The organism is Pseudomonas sp. SJZ077, from assembly GCF_007993905.1.
Taxonomy (GTDB): domain Bacteria; phylum Pseudomonadota; class Gammaproteobacteria; order Pseudomonadales; family Pseudomonadaceae; genus Aquipseudomonas; species Aquipseudomonas mandelii.
Genome location: NZ_VIUJ01000006.1, coordinates 247,417 through 270,843, shown reverse-complemented (window position 1 = coordinate 270,843; position 23,427 = coordinate 247,417). Strand labels below are relative to the sequence as shown.

At 60.4% G+C, this 23,427-nt stretch carries 14 protein-coding genes; 2 read left to right on the top strand and 12 right to left on the bottom strand.

What is annotated here, in order from left to right; all coding sequences use genetic code 11:
- Positions 1-4: 4 nt before the first annotated feature.
- Positions 5-1,927, bottom strand: a complete 1,923-nt coding sequence (locus tag FBY01_RS12435) for a PAS domain-containing sensor histidine kinase (RefSeq protein WP_145307583.1) — start codon at positions 1,925-1,927, stop codon at positions 5-7.
- A 146-nt stretch (positions 1,928-2,073) separates the two neighbouring features.
- Between FBY01_RS12435 and FBY01_RS12430 the strand changes: the two genes are divergently transcribed.
- On the top strand, positions 2,074-2,829 hold the full coding sequence (locus tag FBY01_RS12430) for a DJ-1/PfpI family protein (protein ID WP_145307585.1): 756 nt from the start codon (positions 2,074-2,076) through the stop codon (positions 2,827-2,829).
- Here FBY01_RS12430 and FBY01_RS12425 read toward each other — a convergent pair.
- The 3 genes from FBY01_RS12425 to FBY01_RS12415 form a co-directional block, all read right to left on the bottom strand.
- The gene (locus FBY01_RS12425) at positions 2,810-3,706 is read right to left on the bottom strand and encodes a zeta toxin family protein (RefSeq protein WP_145307587.1); all 897 of its coding nucleotides are present in this window, start codon (positions 3,704-3,706) and stop codon (positions 2,810-2,812) included. The two genes, FBY01_RS12430 and FBY01_RS12425, sit on opposite strands and share 20 nt — an antisense overlap.
- A 128-nt stretch (positions 3,707-3,834) precedes the next feature.
- A complete protein-coding gene (locus FBY01_RS12420) occupies positions 3,835-6,114 on the bottom strand; it encodes an ATP-dependent DNA helicase (protein WP_145307589.1) in 2,280 nt (759 codons plus the stop codon).
- Positions 6,111-7,763 (bottom strand): VRR-NUC domain-containing protein, encoded by a 1,653-nt coding sequence (locus FBY01_RS12415; protein WP_145307591.1) that lies wholly within the window; start codon positions 7,761-7,763, stop codon positions 6,111-6,113. The genes FBY01_RS12420 and FBY01_RS12415 overlap by 4 nt, the downstream gene beginning before the upstream one ends.
- A 187-nt stretch (positions 7,764-7,950) precedes the next feature.
- Between FBY01_RS12415 and FBY01_RS12410 the strand changes: the two genes are divergently transcribed.
- Positions 7,951-8,175, top strand: a complete 225-nt coding sequence (locus tag FBY01_RS12410; RefSeq protein ID WP_010460381.1) for a YgdI/YgdR family lipoprotein — start codon at positions 7,951-7,953, stop codon at positions 8,173-8,175.
- 84 nt (positions 8,176-8,259) lie between these two features.
- Here FBY01_RS12410 and FBY01_RS12405 read toward each other — a convergent pair whose 3' ends face one another.
- The 8 genes from FBY01_RS12405 to FBY01_RS12370 all read right to left on the bottom strand — a co-directional run bounded on the left by FBY01_RS12405 (position 8,260) and on the right by FBY01_RS12370 (position 23,294).
- Positions 8,260-8,622, bottom strand: coding sequence for a hypothetical protein (locus FBY01_RS12405; protein WP_145307593.1), 363 nt, complete (start codon positions 8,620-8,622; stop codon positions 8,260-8,262).
- A 200-nt stretch (positions 8,623-8,822) separates the two neighbouring features.
- The gene (locus FBY01_RS12400; protein WP_145307595.1) at positions 8,823-10,676 is read right to left on the bottom strand and encodes a polyurethanase; all 1,854 of its coding nucleotides are present in this window, start codon (positions 10,674-10,676) and stop codon (positions 8,823-8,825) included.
- A 96-nt stretch (positions 10,677-10,772) separates the two neighbouring features.
- Positions 10,773-12,461, bottom strand: coding sequence for a triacylglycerol lipase (locus FBY01_RS12395; protein ID WP_010460388.1), 1,689 nt, complete (start codon positions 12,459-12,461; stop codon positions 10,773-10,775).
- Positions 12,462-12,485: 24 nt separating this feature from the next.
- Positions 12,486-15,557, bottom strand: a complete 3,072-nt coding sequence (locus FBY01_RS12390) for an autotransporter serine protease (RefSeq protein WP_145307597.1) — start codon at positions 15,555-15,557, stop codon at positions 12,486-12,488.
- A 215-nt stretch (positions 15,558-15,772) separates the two neighbouring features.
- On the bottom strand, positions 15,773-18,730 hold the full coding sequence (locus tag FBY01_RS12385) for an autotransporter serine protease (protein WP_145307599.1): 2,958 nt from the start codon (positions 18,728-18,730) through the stop codon (positions 15,773-15,775).
- A 72-nt stretch (positions 18,731-18,802) separates the two neighbouring features.
- Positions 18,803-20,170 carry a TolC family outer membrane protein gene (locus tag FBY01_RS12380; RefSeq protein WP_145307601.1) on the bottom strand — a complete coding sequence of 456 codons (1,368 nt, stop codon included), beginning with the start codon at positions 20,168-20,170 and terminating at the stop codon, positions 18,803-18,805.
- Positions 20,171-20,172: 2 nt separating this feature from the next.
- Positions 20,173-21,522 (bottom strand): HlyD family type I secretion periplasmic adaptor subunit, encoded by a 1,350-nt coding sequence (locus tag FBY01_RS12375; protein ID WP_145307604.1) that lies wholly within the window; start codon positions 21,520-21,522, stop codon positions 20,173-20,175.
- Positions 21,519-23,294 carry a type I secretion system permease/ATPase gene (locus FBY01_RS12370; RefSeq protein WP_145307606.1) on the bottom strand — a complete coding sequence of 592 codons (1,776 nt, stop codon included), beginning with the start codon at positions 23,292-23,294 and terminating at the stop codon, positions 21,519-21,521. Before FBY01_RS12370 ends, FBY01_RS12375 begins: the two co-directional genes overlap by 4 nt.
- Positions 23,295-23,427 lie beyond the last annotated feature (133 nt).

Genomic DNA, 23,427 nt, shown 5'->3' with positions numbered 1-23,427 from the left:
CACATCACTTCATGGCCAGCGCAATCACCTCGACCAGATTGAGTTGGGTATACGGTTTGGACAAGCGAGGGAGTGTGGTCGCGAAGCCTTCGAGGCGTTCGGCATAACCCGTGGCAAGAATGATCGGTACGTCCGGCTTCAACGCCCGGATGGCATTGGCCAACTGCTCACCGTTCATTTGTGGCATGGCCATGTCGGTAATGACCAGGTCAACATGCTGCTCGCGTTCGAACAGCTCAAGCGCTTGGGCACCGGACACCGCACTGATCACCCTGTGACCGAGGTCCTCAAGCAACAGGCCGGTGCTGGTCAGCACCAGGCTGTCATCGTCCACGACCATGACGCACAACTGAGCCACTGGCGGAGCGGCCACTTCCGCTACGGCAGGATGATTGAGCGCGGCTATGGACGCGGCGGGTATCCACAGTTCGGCGACAGTGCCGATGTCCTTCTGACTCTTGAGAATGAATCGCCCGCCCAATTGTTCGATAAAGCCATGGATCATCGACAACCCCAGCCCCGTGCCTTTGCCCACCCCTTTGGTGGTGAAAAACGGGTCCATGGCCGACGCCAGGGTGACCTCATCCATGCCCTCCCCGTTATCGGCAACACTCAGGCAAACATAGCGTCCGGGCTCCGGCAATAGTGTCGATTGGTCGCAGACGTCTTCCGTCCGGGTACTGATGACGATTTTTCCGCCGTTGGGCATCGCGTCCCGGGCATTGGTGGCGAGGTTCAGCACGGCCAGTTCGAGTTGATTGACATCGGCCATGACCGGAACGAGGTCAGGGGAAAAACGGGTTTCGAGCTGTACAGAAGGCCCGAGGGAGCTGCGCAACAATCCGCTGATTCCTTCCACCAGCGCGGGTATTTCGACGGATTCGGACTTGAGTTCCTGACGTCTGGCGAACGCCAGCATGCGTTGAGTCAGGGACACTCCACGCAGGGCACCTTGGGTGGCGTTGTCGACCAATCGAGTGACTTTCGGATTGTCTCCCACGCGTTTACGGACGATTTCCAGGTTGCCCAGGATAACGGTCAGCAGATTATTGAAATCGTGGGCGATCCCGCCACTGAGTTGGCCGATGGCCTGCATCTTCTGCGCCTGGAACAGCGCTTCACGGGTTTGTTCCAGAACCTTCTGTGCTTGTGTGGCCTCGGTGATGTCCCGGGTAATTTTGGCAAAGCCCAGCAACGTGCCCGTATCGCCCCAGATCGGATCGACCACCACATGGGCAAAGAACCGCGTGCCGTCCTTGCGCACGCGCCAGGCCCTGTTTTCAAAGCGCCCTTCCCGCATAGCCGTCTCCAACGCACGTTGGGGTTCCCCGGCTTCACGGTCTTCGGGGGTATAGAAGAGTGAAAAATGCTGACCGATGACTTCTTCGGGTCGGTAGCCCTTGATGCGCTGGGCGCCTTGATTCCAGTTGGTCAATCGTCCATCCGGGGCGAGCATATAGATGGCGTAGTCAGTCACGCTTTGAACCAGCAAACGAAACTGCTGCTCGCTTTGCTTGAGCGTCTCTTCGGCCATTTTGCGGTCAGTGAGGTCCCGGGTGATCTTGGCAAACCCCAATAGATTGCCTGCCGGGTCGCGAATCGGATCGATCACCACATGGCACCAGAAGTGTGTTCCGTCCTTGCGAACCCGCCAGCCTTCGCCCTCGAACCGTCCTTCGCGAATCGCCGTATCCAGCGCGCGCTGGGGTAGACCGGCACTGCGGTCTTCTTCGGTATAAAAGCGCGAAAAATGCTGTCCGAGGATCTCCTTCTCCTCATACCCCTTGAAACGTTTGGCGCCAGCGTTCCAGCTGGTGATGATGCCATCGGGGTCAATCATGTAGATCGCATAGTCCACCACGGCATCAATCAGCAGGCGAAAGCGCATTTCCTCGATGGCGTTGGTTTTGGACTGGTTATCACTCATCGATCACACCCGTGACTGTTGTTTTGCGAAGTATGCGTCAAACCGTGGGTTTGGTAAGCCAGAAAACGGTTGTGCACTGGAGCATAGCGTTCACTCCGCCTATTCTCGATGCCAAACGCCATTCCTGGCGGTTCCAAGGCGCCCCGATGATCCTGATTCTGTTGCCCACTTCCGACTACGATCCCACAGAGAGCAGCGTTCCATGGCAGGCCATGCGTCAGGCCGGCATCGAGGTGCGCTTTGCGTCGCCCGAGGGATTGCCCGCCTACGCCGATTCACGTTTGGTGGACATCGGTTTCGGCCCGTTGAACCCGCTGCTGATGACGCGCAAGGCCGACCTGGCCAGCTACGCCCGGATGATCGAAGACCCCTCCTTTCGCCGACCGCTGAACTATGACGATGTGGACCCCAGCGAGTTCCAAGGACTGCTGATTCCCGGCGGGCATGCCAAGGGCATGCGCAGCCTGCTGGAGTCCGAGCAGGCGCGACGGATTGCCCTGCACTTTTTCAAGACAGACAAACCCGTGGCAGCGGTCTGCCACGGCGTACTGTTGCTTGCCCGAACCCTCGACCCCGATACCGGGCGTTCGGTGTTGCAGGGGCGCAAGGTCACCGCCCTGGTCGCCAATACCATGGAGCTGCCTGCCTGGGCAATCACCGCCGCCTGGCTAGGGCGCTACTACCGGACCTATACCCAAACCGTCGAAGCGGAAGTCACGGCCGCCCTGTCCAGCCCGACGGATTTCCTGCGCGGGCCCGTCCTCGCGGTGCGTGATTCGGCGGACCAGCCACAACGCGGGTTCGTCGTCCGTGATGGCCTGTTGTTGACCGCGCGCTGGCCGGGAGACTGTCATCGCTTTGCCGCCGAGTGGGTTCGCCTGCTTACCGGTTCACGTATTTGACGATGTAGGCGTACAGGTCGTTGTAAACGAAGTCAGGAACAACCTGGGCGTAAGTCTGGGTGTTGAGTAACGCCAGGTGGCATTCTTTAACTATCTCGTCACGCTCACTCAGGGTGTGGACATGATTATTGATGATGCTTTCATAGGCGCTGTATGCCGTTGGCGTCGTAGAGGGCGTCACGCAAGCGGTTGTGGTGTAGGTGATATGAGCACGCGAGACGCGTTCCTTCAGCGCCCCGAACCCGCGTTCATACACCGTGATTTGTGAACGATCGACCGCCTTCGAGGCGGTTTCGAAGGCCAGGATCACCGCTTGCTCATTCCTCATGGAGCTCTCCAGTGTCGATCGCGTGACAAACCTTTCCAGTTCGCGGTTTTCCAGGCTTTTAAAGGCTCTTTTGATGCACGAAACGTGAGCGAACTCCAGCGTGCAGCCAACGATATGCGTTTCGAACTGATAGCCGGCCGCCGTCGCGAGTGGTGGAAATGCCGCGAAATCGATGCTGTCGAACGCACACTCCATGATGATGTTGTATTTGAGTGTGAAGGCTTCGGTGAAGATTTTGGCGCAAAGCTCTCGTACGAAAGCTTCGGTATGTTCATAGGCATGCAGCACGCCAAGCTTGATCATCTCTGCGTATTGAGGATGTTTCTGCCGGTATTCGGGCAGGTAGAGACGAACATACTTGTCGTAGCGCCTGGTCGGCAGGAGTGTGTTTTCCAGCAGGAAGGTTTTACCCGAGCCTTGAAGCCCGGCAACCACCAGGATTTTCGGCGTTTCCTCGGCCGTGATACCGCGGAACAGCGTGGTTTTGATGGCATTGAACGCGGCGCTGACTTGTTCAGTGGTGTAGGTGTAGTTAGGTGCGGAGGACATGCCTTGATTTCCTTATCAAAGAGCCGGCTGAAATTGATTGGCTGCCCTTTGAATAAAGCGCTGTTTCACCGCTTGTTCAAATACGTCTGTCTTTCAAGATATGTACCTGTTTTAAAAGGTAAATAATCCTACGCACCTGAAGCCAAATGCGCCTGTTCGACCGACCACCAACGCGGCAGCAAGTGTTTGACCTTGCTGTCGCCGAACCGGTCATCGATCAACATCACCACCCCTTGATCCTGCTGAGTGCGGATCACCCTTCCTGCCGCCTGCACGACTTTCTGTACGCCGGGATACAAGTAGGTGTAGTCATAACCGGCGCCGAAAATCGCCGCCATTCGATGCTTCATCTGTTCGTTGACCGGATTGAGTTGCGCCAGCCCCAGGGTGGCAATGAATGCACCGATCAGGCGCGCGCCCGGCAGGTCGATGCCTTCACCGAACGCTCCGCCGAGCACTGCAAATCCGACGCCCTGGCTGTGCACGGTGAACTGGTCGAGAAAGGCCTGGCGTTGCCCTTCCGCCATGCCCCTGGACTGCGACCACAAAGTGATCTGCGGATGTCGCTCGGCCAGTAACTGCGCCACTTGCTGCAAATAATCGAAGCTGCTGAAAAATGCCAGGTAGTTGCCGGGGCGTTGGCTGAATTGGCGGGCGATGAGTTCGACAATCGGTTCGAGGGACGCCTGGCGATGGACGAATCGGGTCGATATCTGACTGACGATGTGCACTTTCAACTGGTCTGCATGGAACGGCGATTCGACATCAATCCACACTGTATCCGGCGGCGTACCCAGCAGGTCCGCGTAATAATGCCGAGGGCTCAGCGTCGCCGAAAACAGCACGGTGCTGCGCGCAGCCGTCAGGCGTGGGCGGATGAAACCGGCCGGCACCACGTTGCGCAGGCACAGTTGCGACAGGTTTTGTTTACGTTCGAGGTCGCGCTTGCTGATGTCGAACAGGAACTGTTCATCGAAGAGTTCGGCCACCCGGCAAAACTGCAGCATGTCGAAGTAAAAACTCTGTAGGGCGCTGTCCAGGTCTTGGGGATGATCGTTGAGATAATCGCCGATGCTCGCGCTGCATGACGACAGCGCCTGGAGAAGTTTTTCCGGTGCCTTGTCGTAGGCCTGATACGGCGCCAATTGCAGATTATGCAGGGCATTCCACTCACGATTGACCCGCTGCAACGGTTTTTTCAGGGCGTCCGGTGCGGTTTTTCGTACCCCGCTGAGGGTCGACTGATCGAGCGTGGCGCTGTACATCTGCCGGCCGCGTTCCACCAGGTTGTGCGCCTCATCCACCAACACCGCGACTTTCCAGTTATTGGCCTGAGACAAGCCGAACAGCAACGCACTGAAATCGAAATAGTAGTTGTAGTCGGCGACCACCACATCGGCCCAGCGGGCCATTTCCTGGCTCAGGTAATACGGACAGACCTCATGCGCCAATGCCACTCGGCGCAAGGCGTCCTGATTCAGCAGGCTGAGTTCGCTGGCGGCCTGGCGGGCGGCCGGCAAACGGTCGTAAAAGCCCTGGGCCAACGGGCAGGATTCACCGTGACAGGCTTTGTCCGGGTGTTCGCAGGCCTTGTCCCGGGCGATCATCTCCAGCACCCGCAGCGGCGGCGCATCGGCGCTCTCCAGGATGACTTGCGCGGCATCCAGCGCCAGTTTGCGCCCCGGCGTTTTCGCCGTCAGAAAGAACACTTTGTCCAACTGCTGCGGCGCCAGGGCCTTGAGCATCGGAAACAGCGTGCCCACGGTCTTGCCGATGCCGGTTGGCGCCTGAGCCATCAGGCAACGACCGGTGCTGACCGCCTTGAACACCGATTCCGCCAGGTGCCGTTGCCCCGGACGAAAGTCAGCATGGGGAAACGCCAATTGCTGCGCCGCGTGATTGCGTGCTTCGCGATGGGCCATCTCCTGCTCGGCCCACAGCAGGAACAGCCCGCAATGATGCTCGAAGAACGACTGCAGCTCTCCGGCGCTGAAGGCCTCGACCAGGCAGGTTTCCTTTTCGCTGACAATGTCGAAGTACACCAGCGCCAGATTGATCTGCGCCAGTTCCAGCTTCTGGCACATCAGCCATCCGTAGACCTTCGCTTGTGCCCAGTGCAATTGCCGGTGGTTGGCCGGTTGCTTGCTCAGGTCGCCGCGATAGGTTTTGACTTCTTCCAGGCAGTTTTGCGCCGGGTCGTAGCCGTCCGCCCTGCCCTTGACCTTCAAGGTTTTATACAGGCCTTCGAGGGCGACTTCGCTTTGATAACCCTCGCTTCGGCGCGAGGCGACAGTGCGGTGCCCGACGATGCCTTCCAGCGCAGTTGGCGACGGCGTGAAACGCAGATCGAGGTCGCCGACCTTGGCGGTGAATTCACACAGCGCCCGCACCGCAATGCTGTAACTCAAGCGCTCTGCTCCGCCCATTGCACGTAGCAGACGGCGATTGGCATCTGGTGTTCGTGACAGAACTCCAGCCAGCGCAATTGGTTGTCTTGCAGGCGATCGCCGGGGCCTTTGACTTCGATCATGCGGTAGGTCTTGTGCTGCGGCCAGAACTGGATCAGGTCGGGCATCCCGGCCCGGTTGGCCTTGATGTCCAGCAACAGGCGATTGAACCAGTGCTTGAGGTGTTCGGCGGGCAGGCAGTCAAGCGCCTGATCCAGCAGTTCTTCGCTCAGCGCGCCCCAGAATACAAAGGGTGACTGCACGCCCCACTTGGCGACGTAACGCTCACGGATGGTCTGGCTATAACGCCCGTCATCGAGTTCGGCGAGACAGGCCTGAAACACCTCCGCCCGACGTGCATGGAAGTCTTCGTTGAGCAGGTCCACCGGCCCGCGCTGGAACGGGTGGAAAAACGCCCCCGGCAACGGCGCAAAGATCGCCGGCCAGCACAACAGGCCGAACAGCGAGTTGATCAGACTGTTCTCGACGTAATGCACCGGCGCCGAATCCTCCGCCAGGTGCGCCTGAACATGAAATTCGACCGACAGCGCCGGATCGGTCCTGGGCAAGTGCAGGTCCAGGCGCAGCATTTCCCGGGGCGATGGCCGCTTCATTGCCGGGCCGCCCAGTTTGCGCCGCAACCTGGGCAACACACGCAGCACATGCTGATGCTCGGTGGCGCTTTCCGGCGATTGCTCCGCGTGCGTGGCCAGATGCAGGGCCAACTGATATTCACCACAGCGTTCGAGCACACGGATAAGACGCACCCGAGCGCCGGGGTAGGCGCAATCGCGATAAATCGACAGCGCCGTGGAGAAATCCGTCATGCGTTCACAATGCTGACCAATCTGGAACAGCAACTTGCCCCGGCGTCGTTGCAGCCAAGGGTTGTCGAGTTGCACCTCGTTGATCTGCTCGACAATGTCCGCCACCTCTTCACCGGCCTCGAAACGTTGCTGGCAGTGGTGCAGAAACAGGCAGGCGTCCACGTCTTCACGGCTGCGCAAGCCCCGGGATTCGGCGCAGAATTCGACTTTCTCGTAGGTAAAGATGCCGAGATCGGCCAGCACGAACTCTGACCAGTCCTGATAAAGGTTGCCGAAGAACATCAGCCGCAAGCGGTCGCACAGGTCCATGATGGTCAGCGTGAACAGCCGGTCGTTCAGTTGCGGGCACCATTGCGCGAAGCTCTGCGACTCGCAGAACTGCTCGCTCAGGGTCGCCAGCCATTCGGTCTTCTTGCCTTTGGGTTGATCGATGGCGGCACCGAAGCAGTGAAGAATCTCGGCCTTGAGCAGAACGTCGAACAGTTCCTCGATCTGTAGCGGCGATTGCGCAGAGATCCAGCCTGCCGCCAGCAATGGCTCGGCAGCACTGGCAATGTCGCCAATCTCGACGTAACTCAATTTGCCGGCCCTGAAATGCAGGCCCTTGCGCATCACCATCCTGACCAGCAGCGCCCGGGACTCGCGGGGTTGCCGACGAAAATCGCGGATGAAGGCTTGCTCCTCGACGCTCAGCACGTCGGCATAACGATGCTCAAGCCAATCAAGCACTTGCATGAAGTTGTTCAAGTAATAGAACGGGTCGTCGAGAGGATTTTCAGTCACAGGAAAAAAGGGCCATGGCGAGCGAGTACTGGTTATGCGTACAGATACCAGTTACAGCGCGTTCGGTGCAAACGGAAAAGGATAAGCGGCGGCGCTATTTGGCTATTTTCAGGGGGCCATCGAACTTTCTGCCGTTCCACGGCACCAACCGGCATAGCGGCTTTTTTCACGCATTTGAGAGGTGGGTATGAATATCAAGACTCTGGGTTTGCCTTTGGCAGCGGCAGCCTTCCTGGCACTGGCCGGTTGCTCCACGCCAACGGTGGTGACGCTGCAGAACGGCACCCAGTATTTGACCGAAGACATGCCGAAAACCAAGACCAAGGACGGGTTTTACGAGTTTGAGGATATTTCCGGCGCGAAGGTGAAGGTCAATGCCAAAGATGTGGCCACGGTCCGCGAGGAAGACTGAGAACCGCATTATCGTTCTTCGTGGGCAAGCCTCGCTCCTACAGGGTTGTGCGATGTGAGGCTGGCCCGCGAAGAGGCCGAAAATCTACGGCATCCACGGCGTACTGTTATCGCAGGAGATGAACTTCCCTCCCCGCCTCCTCAGTTCTTCATGAATCTTCTGGCAGCGCTCGTAATCCTGCTGCATCGCGTGGTCGATGCTGATGTTGCCTGTCATCTCCGGCTGCTTTTCCCCCGAGCGAAATGTCACAAAAGGCTCTTCCGGCTGGAGCTGGAAACGGCTTTTTTCTACCAGCGGGGCGGCGGGTTCCGACGGTGCCGGTGTGGGCAGTTGATCTGGCGTCATGCCATAGCGGCTCAAAATCGAGCTATGAGGCAACTCCGCAGCGGCACTTCCTGATAACAGGGCCAGCGCCAGACCGATGAGGTGCTTCTTGCTGTTACTCACGTTGCGTAATCTCCTGATCCAGTACTCAATCCTGTTGTTGCAAGGTATTGGAGTCCGCAGGTGACTGTCGGGTCACGTGCTCAGGCAGGTTTACCGCGTTATTGTTCTTCGCGGTCAAGCCTCGCTCCTACAGGGTTGTGCGATTCCTTGTAGGAGCGAGGCTTGACCGCGAAGAGGCCCTTACCGGCGCCACATCACCCTCAGGCGATGACGATCCCGGCGCCAGACAAACTGTCCAGCCCAACCCCCACCAACGTCACCGAATCCCCGCCAAACGTCAGCACCGTATCCTGCCCCACCGTCGTGGCATGAGCCCGATAGTCATCATTCGGCGCGACCCCCTGAACCCCGAGGAATACCAGCTTGTCGTTTGCCTGATACCCCACCACCCGGTCCTGACCAAACGCACCGCTGAACAGGAACGTATCAATCCCGCCCCCCGATTCCATCAGGTCATTCCCCGCCCCGCCCACAAACACATCGTTGCCCTGGCCGCCGATCAAATGATCGTTGCCGTCCAGACCGAACAACCAATCGCCCGTCGTATGCGCCTTGAGCGTATCGGCCCCCGTGCCGCCCTTCACCGATGACGCGTATGACGTCAGGTTGTTGCCGACGGCAAGTCCATTGGCCGTCACGCTGTGCGTCACATCATCCTTGAACAGCCCCCACAAGAACCCCGGTTCCTTGGTGACAATACTGCCGATGTCCCGGGTGATGCTGATACCGCCATTGGCATCACGAACATAGAGGGTGCCGGCGTCGTCATTGGCAAAACCGACATTCTTCACCGACTGCTGCAAGTCCAGCACGTTGTTGCCATTGCCTCCCAGCAGGATGTTGTAGCCGCCGCCGTCACGGAAGGTGTCGTTACCGTCACGCCCCTCCAGGTAGTCGTTACCCTTGCCACCCTGAATCAGGTCGTTGCCGTCGCTGCCGATGATGAAGGTACTGCCCTTGTGGGTCTCGGCGTTGCGATTGAGGTCCTGAACCCAGGTATTGGCGCGTGCCGGGTCCGAGAGATTGGCGACGACGATCGTCGAGTCCTTGCTGGTGAGGTCGTAGAACTTCGATTCGATCACCCGGTTCATGCCGTCGCCATAGGCGGTCGGCAAGTGCGAGATCCAGGTCGGGATGTTGAGGATGGAGAACGGCAGCACATTCCATGCGGTCGAGGCGTAGTGATCGTTGAAGCTGACGATGTTATCGGTCACCGAGGCCTTGGCGGCATCGTGCACACCCACCGACGACAGGTTGAAGGATGAACCGTCGAGGGCCCGAAACACCGGGTCGTTTTCATAGCCGACATTGAGCACTTTGTCGGTGCTGCTCTGGGTCGGGGACGCGTAGGCGATGTAGTTGGAATCCTGGTAGAACCCGGACCACTTCTCCGCGCTCAAGTCCGCCAGGCTGTTGACCGCCAGCCCGCCGAGGCTGTGGCCGCTGACCAGCACGTTTTTTCCCGACAGGCCATTGGCCTGGGCAAACGCCATGACGTCGCCGAGCAGATTGCCGAAGGCTTCGCCCACATAGTTTTTCGCATAATCCTTGGGACCTAGCGCCGCCAGCAGATCGTTGATCACGTCGCCGATGGAATCGCCGATCAAGATTTCCCGCGGGCCGCTGGTGCCGCGAAAGGCGATGCCGATTTCGCTGAGATGGCCTTGAGCATCGTACTTGCCGAGGATTTCGACCTGCGCGCTGGTGTACCCGGCCTTCTCGCCGAAGAACGTTCCGCGAGCGTCGACCTTGCCGTCATAACCCAGTTGCGAGGCCGTGATGGGCGTCCAGCCGGCTTTTTGCACGGCCTCCAGGGCGGCTTTTTCCGAATCGGGGTTCCAGGGAATGCCGGGGATCACGCCTTGAGAATCGGTGCCGCCCAGCAGCGCGGTAACCAAAGTCGCCGGCAAGCCCAGGCCGAAGCCGTTGTGCTGGTAGCCGGTGGCAAAGCCATTGTCGAGGTTGTGATAGGAATACAGCGTGATCGCCATCGCGTCGGTGAATAACGCTTTGGAATCGGCTGTGCCGAAGTTTTTGTAGTCATACACACCCATTGGTATTGCCTCTCTTTTGTTGGAATTGTCAGAGATAGCTCACAACCAGGACGCCTCATTCACGAGGCGCCCCAGAGCATTTAGTGCATGCAGCCTTTACGCAAACGTGATGCCTGACGCCGACAGGCTGTCCAGTCCTACTCCCACCAGGGTGACGGCAAAATCGCCCACTTTCAGCACCGTGTCATGGCCCGACTGCGAAGCGTGTTGCTTGTAGTCATAACCCTGCCCCGCGCCCTGAACGCCGAGGAACACCAGCTTGTCGTTGCCCTGATAGCCATTGATCGCGTCGAAACCGAAGGCGCCGCTGAACAGGAAAGTGTTGTGGCCTCCCGAGGCCTGCATCAGGTCGTTGCCCGCGCCACCGACGAAGGTCACCTGGCTTTTGTCGCTGCGCAGCAGGTCGTCGCCGGCATGACCGAACAACCAATCGCCGTCGACGCTGGCCGCCAGTGTGTTGCCATAGGCGTCACCGTTGAGCGAGTGGTTGTAGTGGGTCAATTCACTGCCGTTGAGCAAGCCATTGGCAGTGACGCTGTAAGTCACCTCCTTGCTGCCCCACCATGAACCCGACTCCTTGCTCACCAGCGAACCGATGTCGCGGGTCATGCTGATGCCACCATAGGCGTCGCGCACGTACAGGGTGCCGTCGCCGTCGTTGGCAAAACTGAAGTTCTGCAACGGCTTCTGCAATTCGAAGGTGTTGCTGCCCTTGCCGCCCAGCAGAAGGTTGTAGCCGCCGTCGTCGCGCAAGCGATCGTTACCGTCGCGGCCTTCGATGAAGTCATTGCCGGCACCGCCCTTGAGCAGATCGTCGCTGTCGGTGCCAATGATGAAGGTGCTGCCGGTGTGGGGTTCGCCGCTGCGTCCGAGGTCCTCGACCCAGGTGGTGCCCCGGGACGACTCCGCCAGGTTCGAGACGATCAGCGTTGAGTCCTTGTCGGTGAGGTCGTAGAACCGAGAGTCGATCACCCGGTTCAAACCGTCGGCATAGCCCAACGAGCCATGCGCTGACCAGTTCAGCGGATTGAGGATGCTGAACGGCACCAGGTTCTGCGCGGTGGACGCGTACTGGTCGTTGAAGTTGACGATGTTGTTGGTCGCCGAATCCTGATGACCGTCGTGCTTGCCCAAGGACCCACTGCTGAACGTGGTGCCGTCGAGCACCCGGAACACCGGGTCGTTCTCGTAGCCGATGTTCAACACGTTGTTGCCGGTAGCGCTCTGGGTCGGTGAGGCGAACGCGATGTAATTGGCGTCCTTGTAGAAGCCGCCCCAGTTGTTGCCGCTCAATTCGGCGAGGCTGTTGACCCCCAACCCGCCGAGGCTATGGCCGCTGACCATGACATCCCTGGCGCTAAGGCCATGGGCGATGGAAAACGCGGCAACGTCCTTGAGCAAGTTGTCAAAGGCGTTTTTCGCGTAATTCGTCGCGTAATCCACCGGGCCGACGGCGGCCAGCAGGTTGTTCTTCATGTCGCCGAAGGTGTCGCTGTACCCCAGGCCTCCGGTGCCCCGGAAGGCAATGCCGATACCGATCAGCTTGCCCGCCGTGTCGTACTTGCCGAGCACTTCGGCTTCGGCGCTGGTGAAGCCGTCCTTCTCACCATAGAAAGTGCCCTGAGCACCGACCTTGCCTTGATAACCCAGTTGCTTGGCGCCAATCGGCGCCCACGCGGTGGCCGGCAGTGGCTGACCGGTTGGCGTGTACGCATACAGCGTCAGGGCGATGGCGTCGCTGTACAGCGCCTTGCCGTCAGCATTTTTGTAATCAAACAGTCCCATGTTGTTTGCTTCCTTTGCGTTAAATCAGAACTGCCAGTCGAGTGTCAGACCTACACCGTGGTCTTTCTCGTTGGAGCCCAGCAGTCCGTTGTAATCCAGGCTTACACGCACATCCTTGGCCACCGCCAGACCGGCGCGCGCACCAATGACGGCGGCGTTACGATCCAGAGACACGCTCTGCACGCTGAACCCGGTGTTGCCGTTGGCGAAGGCCAGGTGGTCTTCGGAACGGGTGTTGCTCAGGTTGTGCTGCCAGCCCAGGGTGCCGGACAGTTCCAGTTGCTGTTTGTCCGACAGGGCAATGGCTTTGCTCGCCCGCACACCGAGGGTCGAGAGCACGGCGTCGCGGTTGTCTTCGCCCCCCTTGAGCGCGGCGGCATCGCCTTTCTCGGTGAAGCTGTCGCGGTTGAGGTGCACGTAAGCCAGGTTGGCAAACGGTTCCAGGGCCAGCGGTTGCAGGTCCAGGCGATACGCGGCTTCGGTAAACAGCTGGGCGGTGGTCGCATCGCGTTTGGATTTCTGTTTGCCGCTGACGTCACCGAATTGCAGGTCACGTTTCACATCGATGCGATGCCAGCTATAAGCGCCGCCGACACTCAAGCGCAGTGCATCGATTTCATGGCCCAGGTAGGCGCCCAAGTGGTAGCTGTCGACCGAGGCCGACGAATGCGTGCCATCGCCCATGCTCAACGAGCTGTCGCTATACCCGGTGACGAAACCGAGCCGCGTATCTTCAGTGATCAGACCGTCGACACCGGCCAGCAAGCCGCCGATGGAGCTGGTGGAACTGGCGTTGTCATGCCCGCCGTCGCTCTTGCCCCAGGCGCCGAGGACTTTGACCCAGGCATTGCTGCGGTCATCGGTGGGTGCCGCGGCATCGAACAGATCACGCTCACGCAGGCGTTCGCCGACGGCATCGCGCAGGTAACGGCTGTCGTTGATCAGCAACGTGCCGATCGCCGGATGAATCTCACCGGACAGTTGCTGGAAGGCTTGTTGCGCGACGGCAGCGGTTGGCGACAGCAACAGGGTTTCATAGAGCGGATTGCCCGCGCCCAGTTGCTCGGCAGCGGCAGCGACGGCACGTTGGTTCGGGGTCTGGCCGACGCTGGCGAAGGACGCGGCGTTGCGCTCTACCGCCAGTTGGATGCCAGTTGCCGAGTAGTCGAGCGCGCCGCCGATGAACAGGTAGTTCGGCAGGACTGCGCCAAACCGCCCTTCGATGCCGCCAGCTGCTTGCAGGATGTTGTATTGATTGCCAAGCAGCGATTGCACGTCGCTGGTGGTCAGCAAGGTCGGGCTGTTTTCCAGGGACAGGCTGACAGTCGCGCCTTCGATCACTGCTTTACCGCCCGCGATGATCTGGTCGCTGCTGGTCGGCGACAATTCCACGGCGTAGGTCGAGCCCGGCTCGAACGTCACGTCACCCGCGACCTGCAAGGTGCCGATGGAATTGCCGGGGGCCACGGTGCCGCCGCTTTTCGCGGTCAATGCGCCGATGCGGCCGTTACCGCCGAGGATCCCGCTGTCGTTGACGGTGACCGCCGAGAGCAGCGAACCGTTGATCGCCAATCGCCCCTGATTGACCAGCGTCGGGCCGGCGTAAGTGTTGGCGCCGGTCAGCACCAGCGTGCCGATGCCCTGCTTGGTCAGGCCGCCGTGGCCGGAAATGTCGTTGCGCCAGACGTCCCGGCCACACTGCACGTCATTACAGACGCGCTCGGTCGGTTTGCCCGCATCGATAATCGCGCCGATGCCGGGCAAGTCCGCGACAAACTGGCTGGAGCCGTAGGCGCCCTGGATGCGGAACTCCTCGGGTATGTCTTGCTCGGTGACCAACATCGCCGGGCCATCGATGCCTTTGCGCAGGTTGATCATGCCCCAGCCATACAGCGCGTCGACACCCGGTGCGCCCATGTCGGTGGCCGTGGTGCGCAGCACGCTGGCAACCTGGGCGCCAGTCATGTACGGGAAGCGTTCCATCAGCACCGCCACCGCGCCCGCAACGTGCGGCGCCGCCATGGAGGTGCCGTTTTTGTTGGCGTAGCCGATGGTCATGTTATCGGCATTGGTGCCGCCGATGACTGCGCTGAAGATCTTGCTGCCCGGTGCCGACACGCAGAAACTCGCGGTGTAGCCGCAACGCGACGAGAAGATGCTGATGTTGTAGAGGTCCGGGCTGTTGAGGTCCGGGTTCTTCTGCAAGGCCGCGACGGTCATCCAGTTCGGTGCGATTTCGGGGACGAAATAACCGAGGCCGGCAATGGCATCCGGGTTGTTGAGGTTGTAGTCGTTGCCGGCGGCGAAGATCGTCACGATGCCGCTGCGAGCGGCCGCGATCGCACCGTCATAGGCACCGCCCTGGCGCGTGCCGAGGATGGGTTGGATCTGATTGAATTGCAGTTGCGCGTCCTGCACGGTGAAGTGCGGATACGCCGGGTCGCGGCCGCCCAGGTCGAAGCGATCGGTGATGCCGATGCCCCAACTGTTGTTGATGATCCGCGCCCCGCTGGCGATCAATGCATCCCAACCGGCCTTGTACACCGCGCCGTCGTTGCCGAGGATGATCCCGTCTTCGGGGCCCGGGTCGCCGTTGTCGGCACTGATGATTTGCGCGTTGTACGCCACGCCGTGCATTGGATTGCCGTCACGGCTGCCCGCGGCGATCCCGCCGACGTGAGTGCCGTGGGAGCCGAGCTTGCCGTCGTAGCCGACCGAGGGTGAACCGTCATACACAAACGCATCGCCGGCTTTGACCGGGATGTATGGGTCGGTGTATTCGCGGATGCCGCGGGTGACCAGCGTGACGACCTTGTTGGCACCGGAAAACTCCGGATGCTGGGCGTAAACCGGTTGATCGAAGATCCCCAGTTTCACGCCTTTGCCGCTGTAACCGGCGGCGTAGGCATCCTGGGCATTGATGGCGCCCAGGCCCCAGTCAGCGTTGAACTCCGCGCTGCGCCAACTGTTGGGATCGCCTGCTTTGCCGCTTTCCACGTAGGGCACCGCTTGTGCGGTGCCTACTGAAGCCAGCGCACAAAGCAGGGCTCGGTTGAGTGCTTTCAAGGCGAATAAGTTGTTGTTCTTAACTTTCATACAGCGACCATCCTTAGTTGTCTTGCCAAAATCCCTGTAGCGAGGGGGCTTGTCGGAACGCCGCATCGTCCCGTTCGGCTGCGCAGCAGTCGCGAGCCCGGCTGATGCGTTTTGTCTGCCAAATCACCGCTGCCTGTTTTGGGGCGGCTTCGCCACCCAGCGGGAGCAAGCTCCCTCGCCACATTTAATGTTTGCCACGTTTTTTGTTCGTGTTTTTAAAACTGCCAATTGAGGCTCAGCCCTACGCCATGGCTCTTCTCGCGGCTGGCCAGTTGGCCGGTGTAATCGAGGTTCACGCGAATATCCCGGCTCAGGGCCAGGCTGGCATGCGCGCCTACCAGTGCCGCGTCACGCACCATTGGCGCCCCTTCCACCGAGAACGCCGTGCTGCCGCTGGCAAATGCCAGATGTTCTTCAGCATCGGTATTACTCAGGTTGTGCTGCCAGCCTAGACTGCCGCTCAGGTCTAGTTGCTGCTGGCCGGACAGGTTCACCGTTTTCAATGCGCGCACGCCCAGGGTGCTGAGCACCGCATCCCGCGTGTCGCCAGTGCTTTTCAGTGCAGCGCCATCACCTTTCTCGGTGAAACCCTCGGTGTCGAGGTGCACGTAGGCCAGGTTGGCGAAGGGTTCGAGCGCGAGCGGTTGCAGATTCAGGCGATACGCCGCTTCACCGAACACTTGAGTGGTGCCGGCATCGACCTTGGCTTTCTGCTTCGCGCTGACGTCGCCGTATTGCAGGTCACGTTTGACGTCGGCGCGATGCCAGCTGTAGGTACCGCCGGCACTCAGGCGCCAGGCGCCCAGTTCGCGGCCGGCGTAAGCACCCAAGTGATAGCTGTCGACCTTGGCCGATGAATGCGTGCCCGAGCCCATGCTCACCGAACTGTCGCTGTAACCCGTGACCAGGCCGATCCGGGTTTGCTCGTCAATCGCGCCATCGACACCGGCAAGCAAGCCGCCGATCGAGGTGGTGTAACCGGCGGTGTCATGGCGGTCATCGGTCTTGCCCCAGGCCCCAAGCGCCTTGATCCAGCCATTGCTTTGCGCGCCTTTAGCGTCAACCAGTCGCTCACCGATTGCATCGCGCAGGTATCGACTGTCGTTGATCAACACCGAACCCAACGCCGGGTAGATTTCCCCCGACAACTGCTGGAACGCCTGCTGTGCAGACGTCGCGGTGGGCGACAGCAACAGGCTTTCGTACACCGCATTCCCCGCCCCAAGCCCTTCCAAGGCGGAAGCGACGGCGCGTTGGTTCGGCGTCTGACCGACGCTGGCGAACGTCGTGTCGTTTCGCTCCACGCTCAGTTGAATACCGGTGGCGGCGTAATCGAGGCTGCCGCCGATGAACAGATAGTTGGGCAACACCGCACCGAACTGACCTTGAATGCCGCCGGCCGCTTGCAGGATGTTGTATTGCTGACCGAGCAGGCTTTGCACTTGTTGAGTGCTGAGCAAGGTCGGGCTGTTTTCCAGTGACAGGCTGACCGTCGCACCGCTGACCGTGGCCGTGCCGCTCGCAACGATCCGGTCGCTGTCGGTCGGAGACAGCTCCACCGCGTAAGTCGAGCCGGGTGCAAACGTGACGTCGCCGGCGACCTGCAAGGTGCCAATGGAGTTGCCCGGCGCGACGGTAGCGCCGCGATTGGCCGTCAGATCCCCGACTCGTCCTGAACCGCCCAGCGTGCCCCCGTCATTGACGGTCACACTGGATGCCAACGAACCGTTGACCGACAGCAGGCCGCCATTGACCGTGGTTGGCCCGCGATAGCTATTGTCACCAGTCAGCATCAAGCGTCCGGCTCCTGACTTGATCAGGCTGCCTTCGTAGACCCGAGTGGTGGCGGCAAGATCGCGGGCCATGCCGACGGCGTAATCCGTCTGATCCTGCTGACTGGCACCGGCCGGTATGCCATTCTCCCAGCCCTTGGTCCTCAACGTCTGTTGCCAGGCACTGCGTTCGGCCGCGTCTTCACTCTGGCGCTGGATCAGCGCGTTGTCCGAGATGTCGTTGCTCCAGACATCGCTCTGCCCTGCCCCCAGATTGGCGTCGAAGCGCCCGAGCAATTGCCCCGGCCCGCGCATCGCCCGTTCGAGGTTGGCCACGCCCCAGCCGACGCGGGTATTGGGCGCCTGGGTGACGGAACCGTCGAGTTGGGTGGCGGTGGTCAACAGGGTTTCCAGCGCCTGCTGGTTGGTCATGTACGGATAGCGTTCCATCACCAGCGCCAGCGCGCCGGTGGCATGCGGCGCGGACATGGACGTGCCGGACTTGATCGCATAACCGGCGTCGGGGATGGTGCTGTCGATCTTCGCGCCGGGGGTGGTGATGCACCAATACTTGGCGATTCCGCACTGGTTGTACTTTTGCTGGTTACTTTGATCCAGCCCCGACACCGCCAGCCAGTGGCCTTCCAGGTCCGGCTGGAAGTACGGCAAGGCCGAACGCACGCTGGCATTGGGGTAACCGCTGTTGCCGGCGCTGAACACATTGATCACACCGCGACGGGAAACGTCAGCCGCCGCATCGAGCCAGGTGCCTTTGTTCCAGTGCTGGGCGTAGGCGGCGTGCAGATCGTCGAGGGTGCGATAGCTGACGTCCGGTGGCTGGCTGCCCCAACTGTTATTGATCGCCCGCACACCGGCGTCGGCCAAGGCGTTATAGACCGCTTTGAAGTAGCGCGGATCCGGATTGGGGCCGAACAGAAAACTGTCGTTCTTGTTGGTATTGCCGACGTAGACCTGCGCGTTGTACGCCACACCGTGCATGCCGGTGCCATCGCGGGAGGCGCCAATGGTGCCGGCGACATGGGTGCCGTGGGAGTCGTTGTTGGCGTTGAGGGTGCCGTCGACATTGAACAGTGAACCGTCGACGTAGCTGCCGCTGGCCAGCACCGCGTGGTAACGGTCGGTGGCGAATTCGGGATGGGCTGCATCGAAGCCTGAATCGAGTTCGCCGATTTTCACACCCTTGCCGGTGATGCCAGCGGCGTAGGCCTGGTCGGCCTGCATGCGGGCCAGTCCCCAGTCCCGCTGAAATTCTACCGAGCGCCAACTGGCCGCATCGCCCAGGGTGCCGTTTTCCTGATAAAGCGCCTGGGCCGAGCCTGGCGCTACTGAAATCCAGAGCAATAACGTGCCGACCGACATCGGCTTGATCTGTACGTCCATGTCAACTTCTCGCTTTTTTGGCGTTTTTAGAATTCTGGTTGCCCACTAGGGGCTGCAATGCAACAGCTCAAATCATTGAGATCTCGGGCCTTGACCGAATGCCTCGTCCACCTTGGCCAGATCCTGCTCATTCAAGGTCCCGGCGTAGTAATGCAACTTGGTCCAGGCCATCAGGTAGTCGTACCTTGCCTGAGCCAAATCCCGGCGGGTGGTAAATAGTTGTTGTTCGGCATTCAACGCATCCAGGTTCACCCGCTCACCGCCCAGGATGCTTTGCTTGGTCGAAACCACCAGCAATTCCGCCGATTTCAGGGCTTTCTGATAAGCGCGCAACTTGTTCACCCCCGACAGGCAGGCACTGAATTGCCGACGCAGCTCGATCAGGGTTTCCCGGGTCTTGCCATCGAGTTCGTACTCGGCCTGTTCCATGGTGCGGCTGGCCTGACGGGTCGACGCCGACACCCCGCCGCCGGCGTACAACGGCACGCTGACTTCAATGCCGATGGTGTTGGTGTCGTAACGCTGGTTGTAGGTATTGCCGCTTTCCGATTCGTTCTGGCGCACCGAAGCGTAGGCACTGACTTTCGGCAGGTGTCCGGCGCGGTTGCGTTCGACTTCATACCGCGCGACTTCCACCGCCTGACGCTGGGAGGCCAGGTTCGGGTTGTTGGCCACGGCCATCTCGTGCCAGGTGTCGTAGTTGGCCGGCAGCAGGCTGAAGGTCTGGAAGTTCTGGTCCAGCGGCGCCAGATCGGTGATGTCGACGGCCGGCACGCCAATCAGCGCGCCCAGTTCGCGCAAGGACGCGTCCTGCTCGTTGCGTGCCTCGATTTCCTCGGCGGTCGCCAGTTCGTAGCGAGACTCGGCCTCAAGAATATCGGTGCGCGTGCCCTCGCCCTGGCGGAACATCTGCTCGTTCTGCTGGAACTGCTGTTCGAAGGCCTTCTTCTTCGCCAGCGCGATGTCGATCTGATCCTGGGCGAACAGCGCATTGGTGTAGTTTTCCAGCACACGAACCAGCAATTCCTGGCTCTTGCCGCGGAACGCTTCGTCGGCAAACAGCGACTGCGCCACACCTTTGCGATACCCCGCGTAGGCTTCGTAGTCGAGCAACGGCTGTTGAAGGGTCAGGTTCGAGCCGTAGCTGCCGTAGTTGCGGTCCTCGGTGAAGTCCGGCCGACCTTCATTGATTTGGGTGACCTTGGAGGTGTTGCGCCCCTTGTTGTAGGTGTAACCGAGCCTGGGCAACAACCCGGCCCGGCCTATGATGCGGTTTTCAAGGCCGGCATCGCGTTCCTTCATGGCGCCAAGGAATACCGGGTCATTGCGCAACGCTTGCTCGTAGATATCGAAAGGCCCCATGGCGGCCATCGCACCGTTGCACGTCAGCAACGCCAGGGTGGCTGCGAGCATTGAAAGCTTATTCATACAGCCGAACATCCTTATTCCTCGGTCAACGCGGAGCCTGCCCGGTCGAGCAGCGGTTTGAACAAATAGTTGAGGAGTGAACGTTCACCGGTGCGCACGAACATTTCCGCCGGCATGCCGGGCTTGATCACCAGCCCGTTGAGTTTTTCCATGGCCTGGTCGCTGACGCTGCTGCGCAGCACGTAATACGGCGCGCCGGTTTTCTCGTCGACCATCTGGTCGGCGGAAATCAGGCTGACTTCGCCGGGTACGCGCGGTGTACGGCTCTGGTTGAACGCGGTGAACAGAATGTCCACCGGCAAGTGGGTGCCGACCTTGTCGATCAGGTTGATCGGCAAGTGCCCTTCCACTTCCAGGCGGGTGCCTTGCGGCACGATCTCCAGCAAGGTGTCGCCCTGGCGGACCACCGCACCTTCGGTGTGAACCCCAAGGTTGACCGCGATGCCGTCGGCGGTGGCGATGATCTCGCTGTGTTGCAGATCAAACCCGGCGGAAGTCAGTTGCTCTTCCAGGGTCACGCTTTTGAGTTGCGCGTCGGCCAGTTGCGTGCGGACTTCTTTCTGGTATTCCTCGATGTGCTGTTGCAGCTTCAGGCGCGACTCGAGGATGCCCTGCTCGACCCGGCCGCTTTCGCCGCTGTTTTCCGCCAATTGCTGCTGCACCTGCGACAGCTGCCGCTGGAACTCCATCAAGCGATTGCGCGGAATGTAGCCGTTGTCTGCCAGGGGCTGAAGGTTACTCAGTTGTTGCTGCAAGGAGCTGGCCTGAGCCGAAAGGTCGGTACGCGCTCGGCGCATGCCGGCCAATTGCGCGCTGGCGCCTTCGATGTTGGCGCGCAGACCCGCCTGCTCGCGGGAAAACGCTTCGCGGCGGCTGCTGAACAATTGCCGCTGGCCTTCGAGGACCAGCGCCAGGCGTGGGTCGGGATCGTTGCTCAGTTCCGCGGGGAAATTCACCTGCTTGAGGTTGTCCCGCTCGCTCTGCCAACGCGCCAGGCTGGCCCAGGCCATGCGGTATTGCGCTTGCAGCGATTGCACATCGGCCGCGACCTGGGTCTGGTCGAGCTGGAACAGCGGTTGGCCCTGCTTTACCACCTGGCCTTCGCTCACCAGGATACGGCTGACCACGCCGTTGCTCATCGATTGCACGGCCTTGCGCTTGCCCGAGACCACGACTGTGCCTTGCACCGGGATTCCTTGGTCGAGCGGCGCGAGGCTGGCCCAGGTGAAGAAACTGCCAGCACCGACGATCGCCAGAATCCAGCCCATGCGGGAGAAGAAACGAGCATCACGCTCAGGGCGTTCGGCGATGTAATCGTGTTCCATCGTCGCTTCGTTTTCAGTGTTCATGCGAGCGCTGGTCATACACCCGAATTCCTTGTCGTAGGCTGATACTGGCGACTCATGTTGAGCCCGCCCGGTGCTTGCGCCGGTTTTTCACGTTGCTGTTCCTGGGCGCCGGAGAGTGCCTTGAGCACTTCCTGGCTGGGGCCAAAGGCCTGTAAACGACCGTCGTTGAGCACCAGCAACTTGTCAGCCTGAGCCAGCGCCGAGGAACGATGGGTCACCAGAATCACGCTCGTGCCCTGAGCCTTCATTTGCGCGATGGCGCCGGCCAGCGCCGCTTCGCCCACGGTGTCGAGGTTGGAATTGGGTTCATCGAGCACCACCAGGCTTGGCTTGCCGTACAGCGCGCGGGCCAACGCCACCCGTTGCTTCTGGCCGCCAGACAAGCCACTGCCGTCCTCGCCCAGCACCGTGTCGTAGCCCTGCGGCATGCGCAGGATCAGTTCATGGACGCCCGCCTGTTGCGCCGCTTCGACGACTTTTTGCGGATCCGCTTCGCGAAACCGGGCGATGTTTTCCGCGATGCTGCCGCTGAACAATTCGATGTCCTGGGGCAAGTAACCGATGTAGGGACCCAGATCGTCGCGGTTCCAGCGATGGATGTCCGCGCCATCAAGCCGCACCGTGCCGCCAAGGGTTGGCCAGACGCCAACCAGCACCCGGGCCAGGGTCGACTTGCCGGAGCCGGAGGCGCCGAGTACGCCCAACACTTCGCCGGCACTCAGGCTGAAATTGACCATGTGCAGGGTCGCCGCGCGTTGCCCCGGAGGGCCGGCGCTGACTTGTTCGAAGGTGATCTGCCCCTTCGGCGCCGGCAGCGCCATGGCTTCATCACTCGGTGGAAAGGCTTGCAGCAGCGAATCAAGACGACGATAAGCGAGCTTGGCGCCGCTCCACTGTTTCCACACCGCGATCAGCTGATCGATGGGGCTCAGGACGCGGCCCATCAGAATGGAGCCGGCGATCATCATTCCGGCGGTCATATCGCCCTTGATCACCAGTAACGCGCCGAGGCCCAGGACCAGGGATTGCAGGCACAGCCGCAAGGTTTTGCTCAGGGAGCTGATGATGGCGCCGGTGTCGCTGGCCTGATTTTGCAGGCCGAGAAAACGCGAATGCACCTGGAACCAACGCTTGCGCAACACGCCGAGCATGCCCATTGCCTGGATGGTTTCGGCATTGTGCAGATGACTGGTGGCCAGTTGGCTGGACTTCTGGGAAAACCCGGCGGCTTCGCCCAAGGGCTTTTTGGTCATTGCCTCGTTCAGGCACGCGAGGCCGATGAGCACCAGCGCGCCCACGGTCGCGAACACACCGAGCCAGACGTTGAACAGGTAGATCACGAAGAGGTAGACCGGAAACCACGGCGCGTCGAAGAAGGCAAACAGCGCAGGACCGGTGACGAATTGGCGAATGTGGGTCAGATCGCCAAGGGACTGACCGGCGTTGCCCTCGCCCTTGAGCAGGTTGCGCTCGAACGCGGCCTGATACACCCGCAGGTTGAAACGGCGCTCCAGCTGGCTGCCGATGCGGATGACGATGAAGCTGCGCACGATCTCGAGCAACCCGATGAAGGCGAAAAATCCGACCACCATCAGCGACAACATGGCCAGGGTGGTTTCGTTTTGCGAAGACAGCACGCGGTCGTAGACCTGGAGCATATAAATCGACGGGACCAGCATCAGCACATTAATTAACGCGGTAAAACAACCGACGCTGATCAGGATGCTCTTATAGTCGCCCAGTGCCTTGAATAACGGTGCGGTGGCCGGGCTCATTGCCATCTTCATGGTTTCTTCCTGAGGTGTTATTCCTCGTCATGCCTGACGAAGTTTCCATTAACTGTCCGCGCAGAGGCAGATATAGGTTTGGCGCATCAGCGCTTACAAACCAATAACAACTTTTATTCTGGTTTGGTGCTTA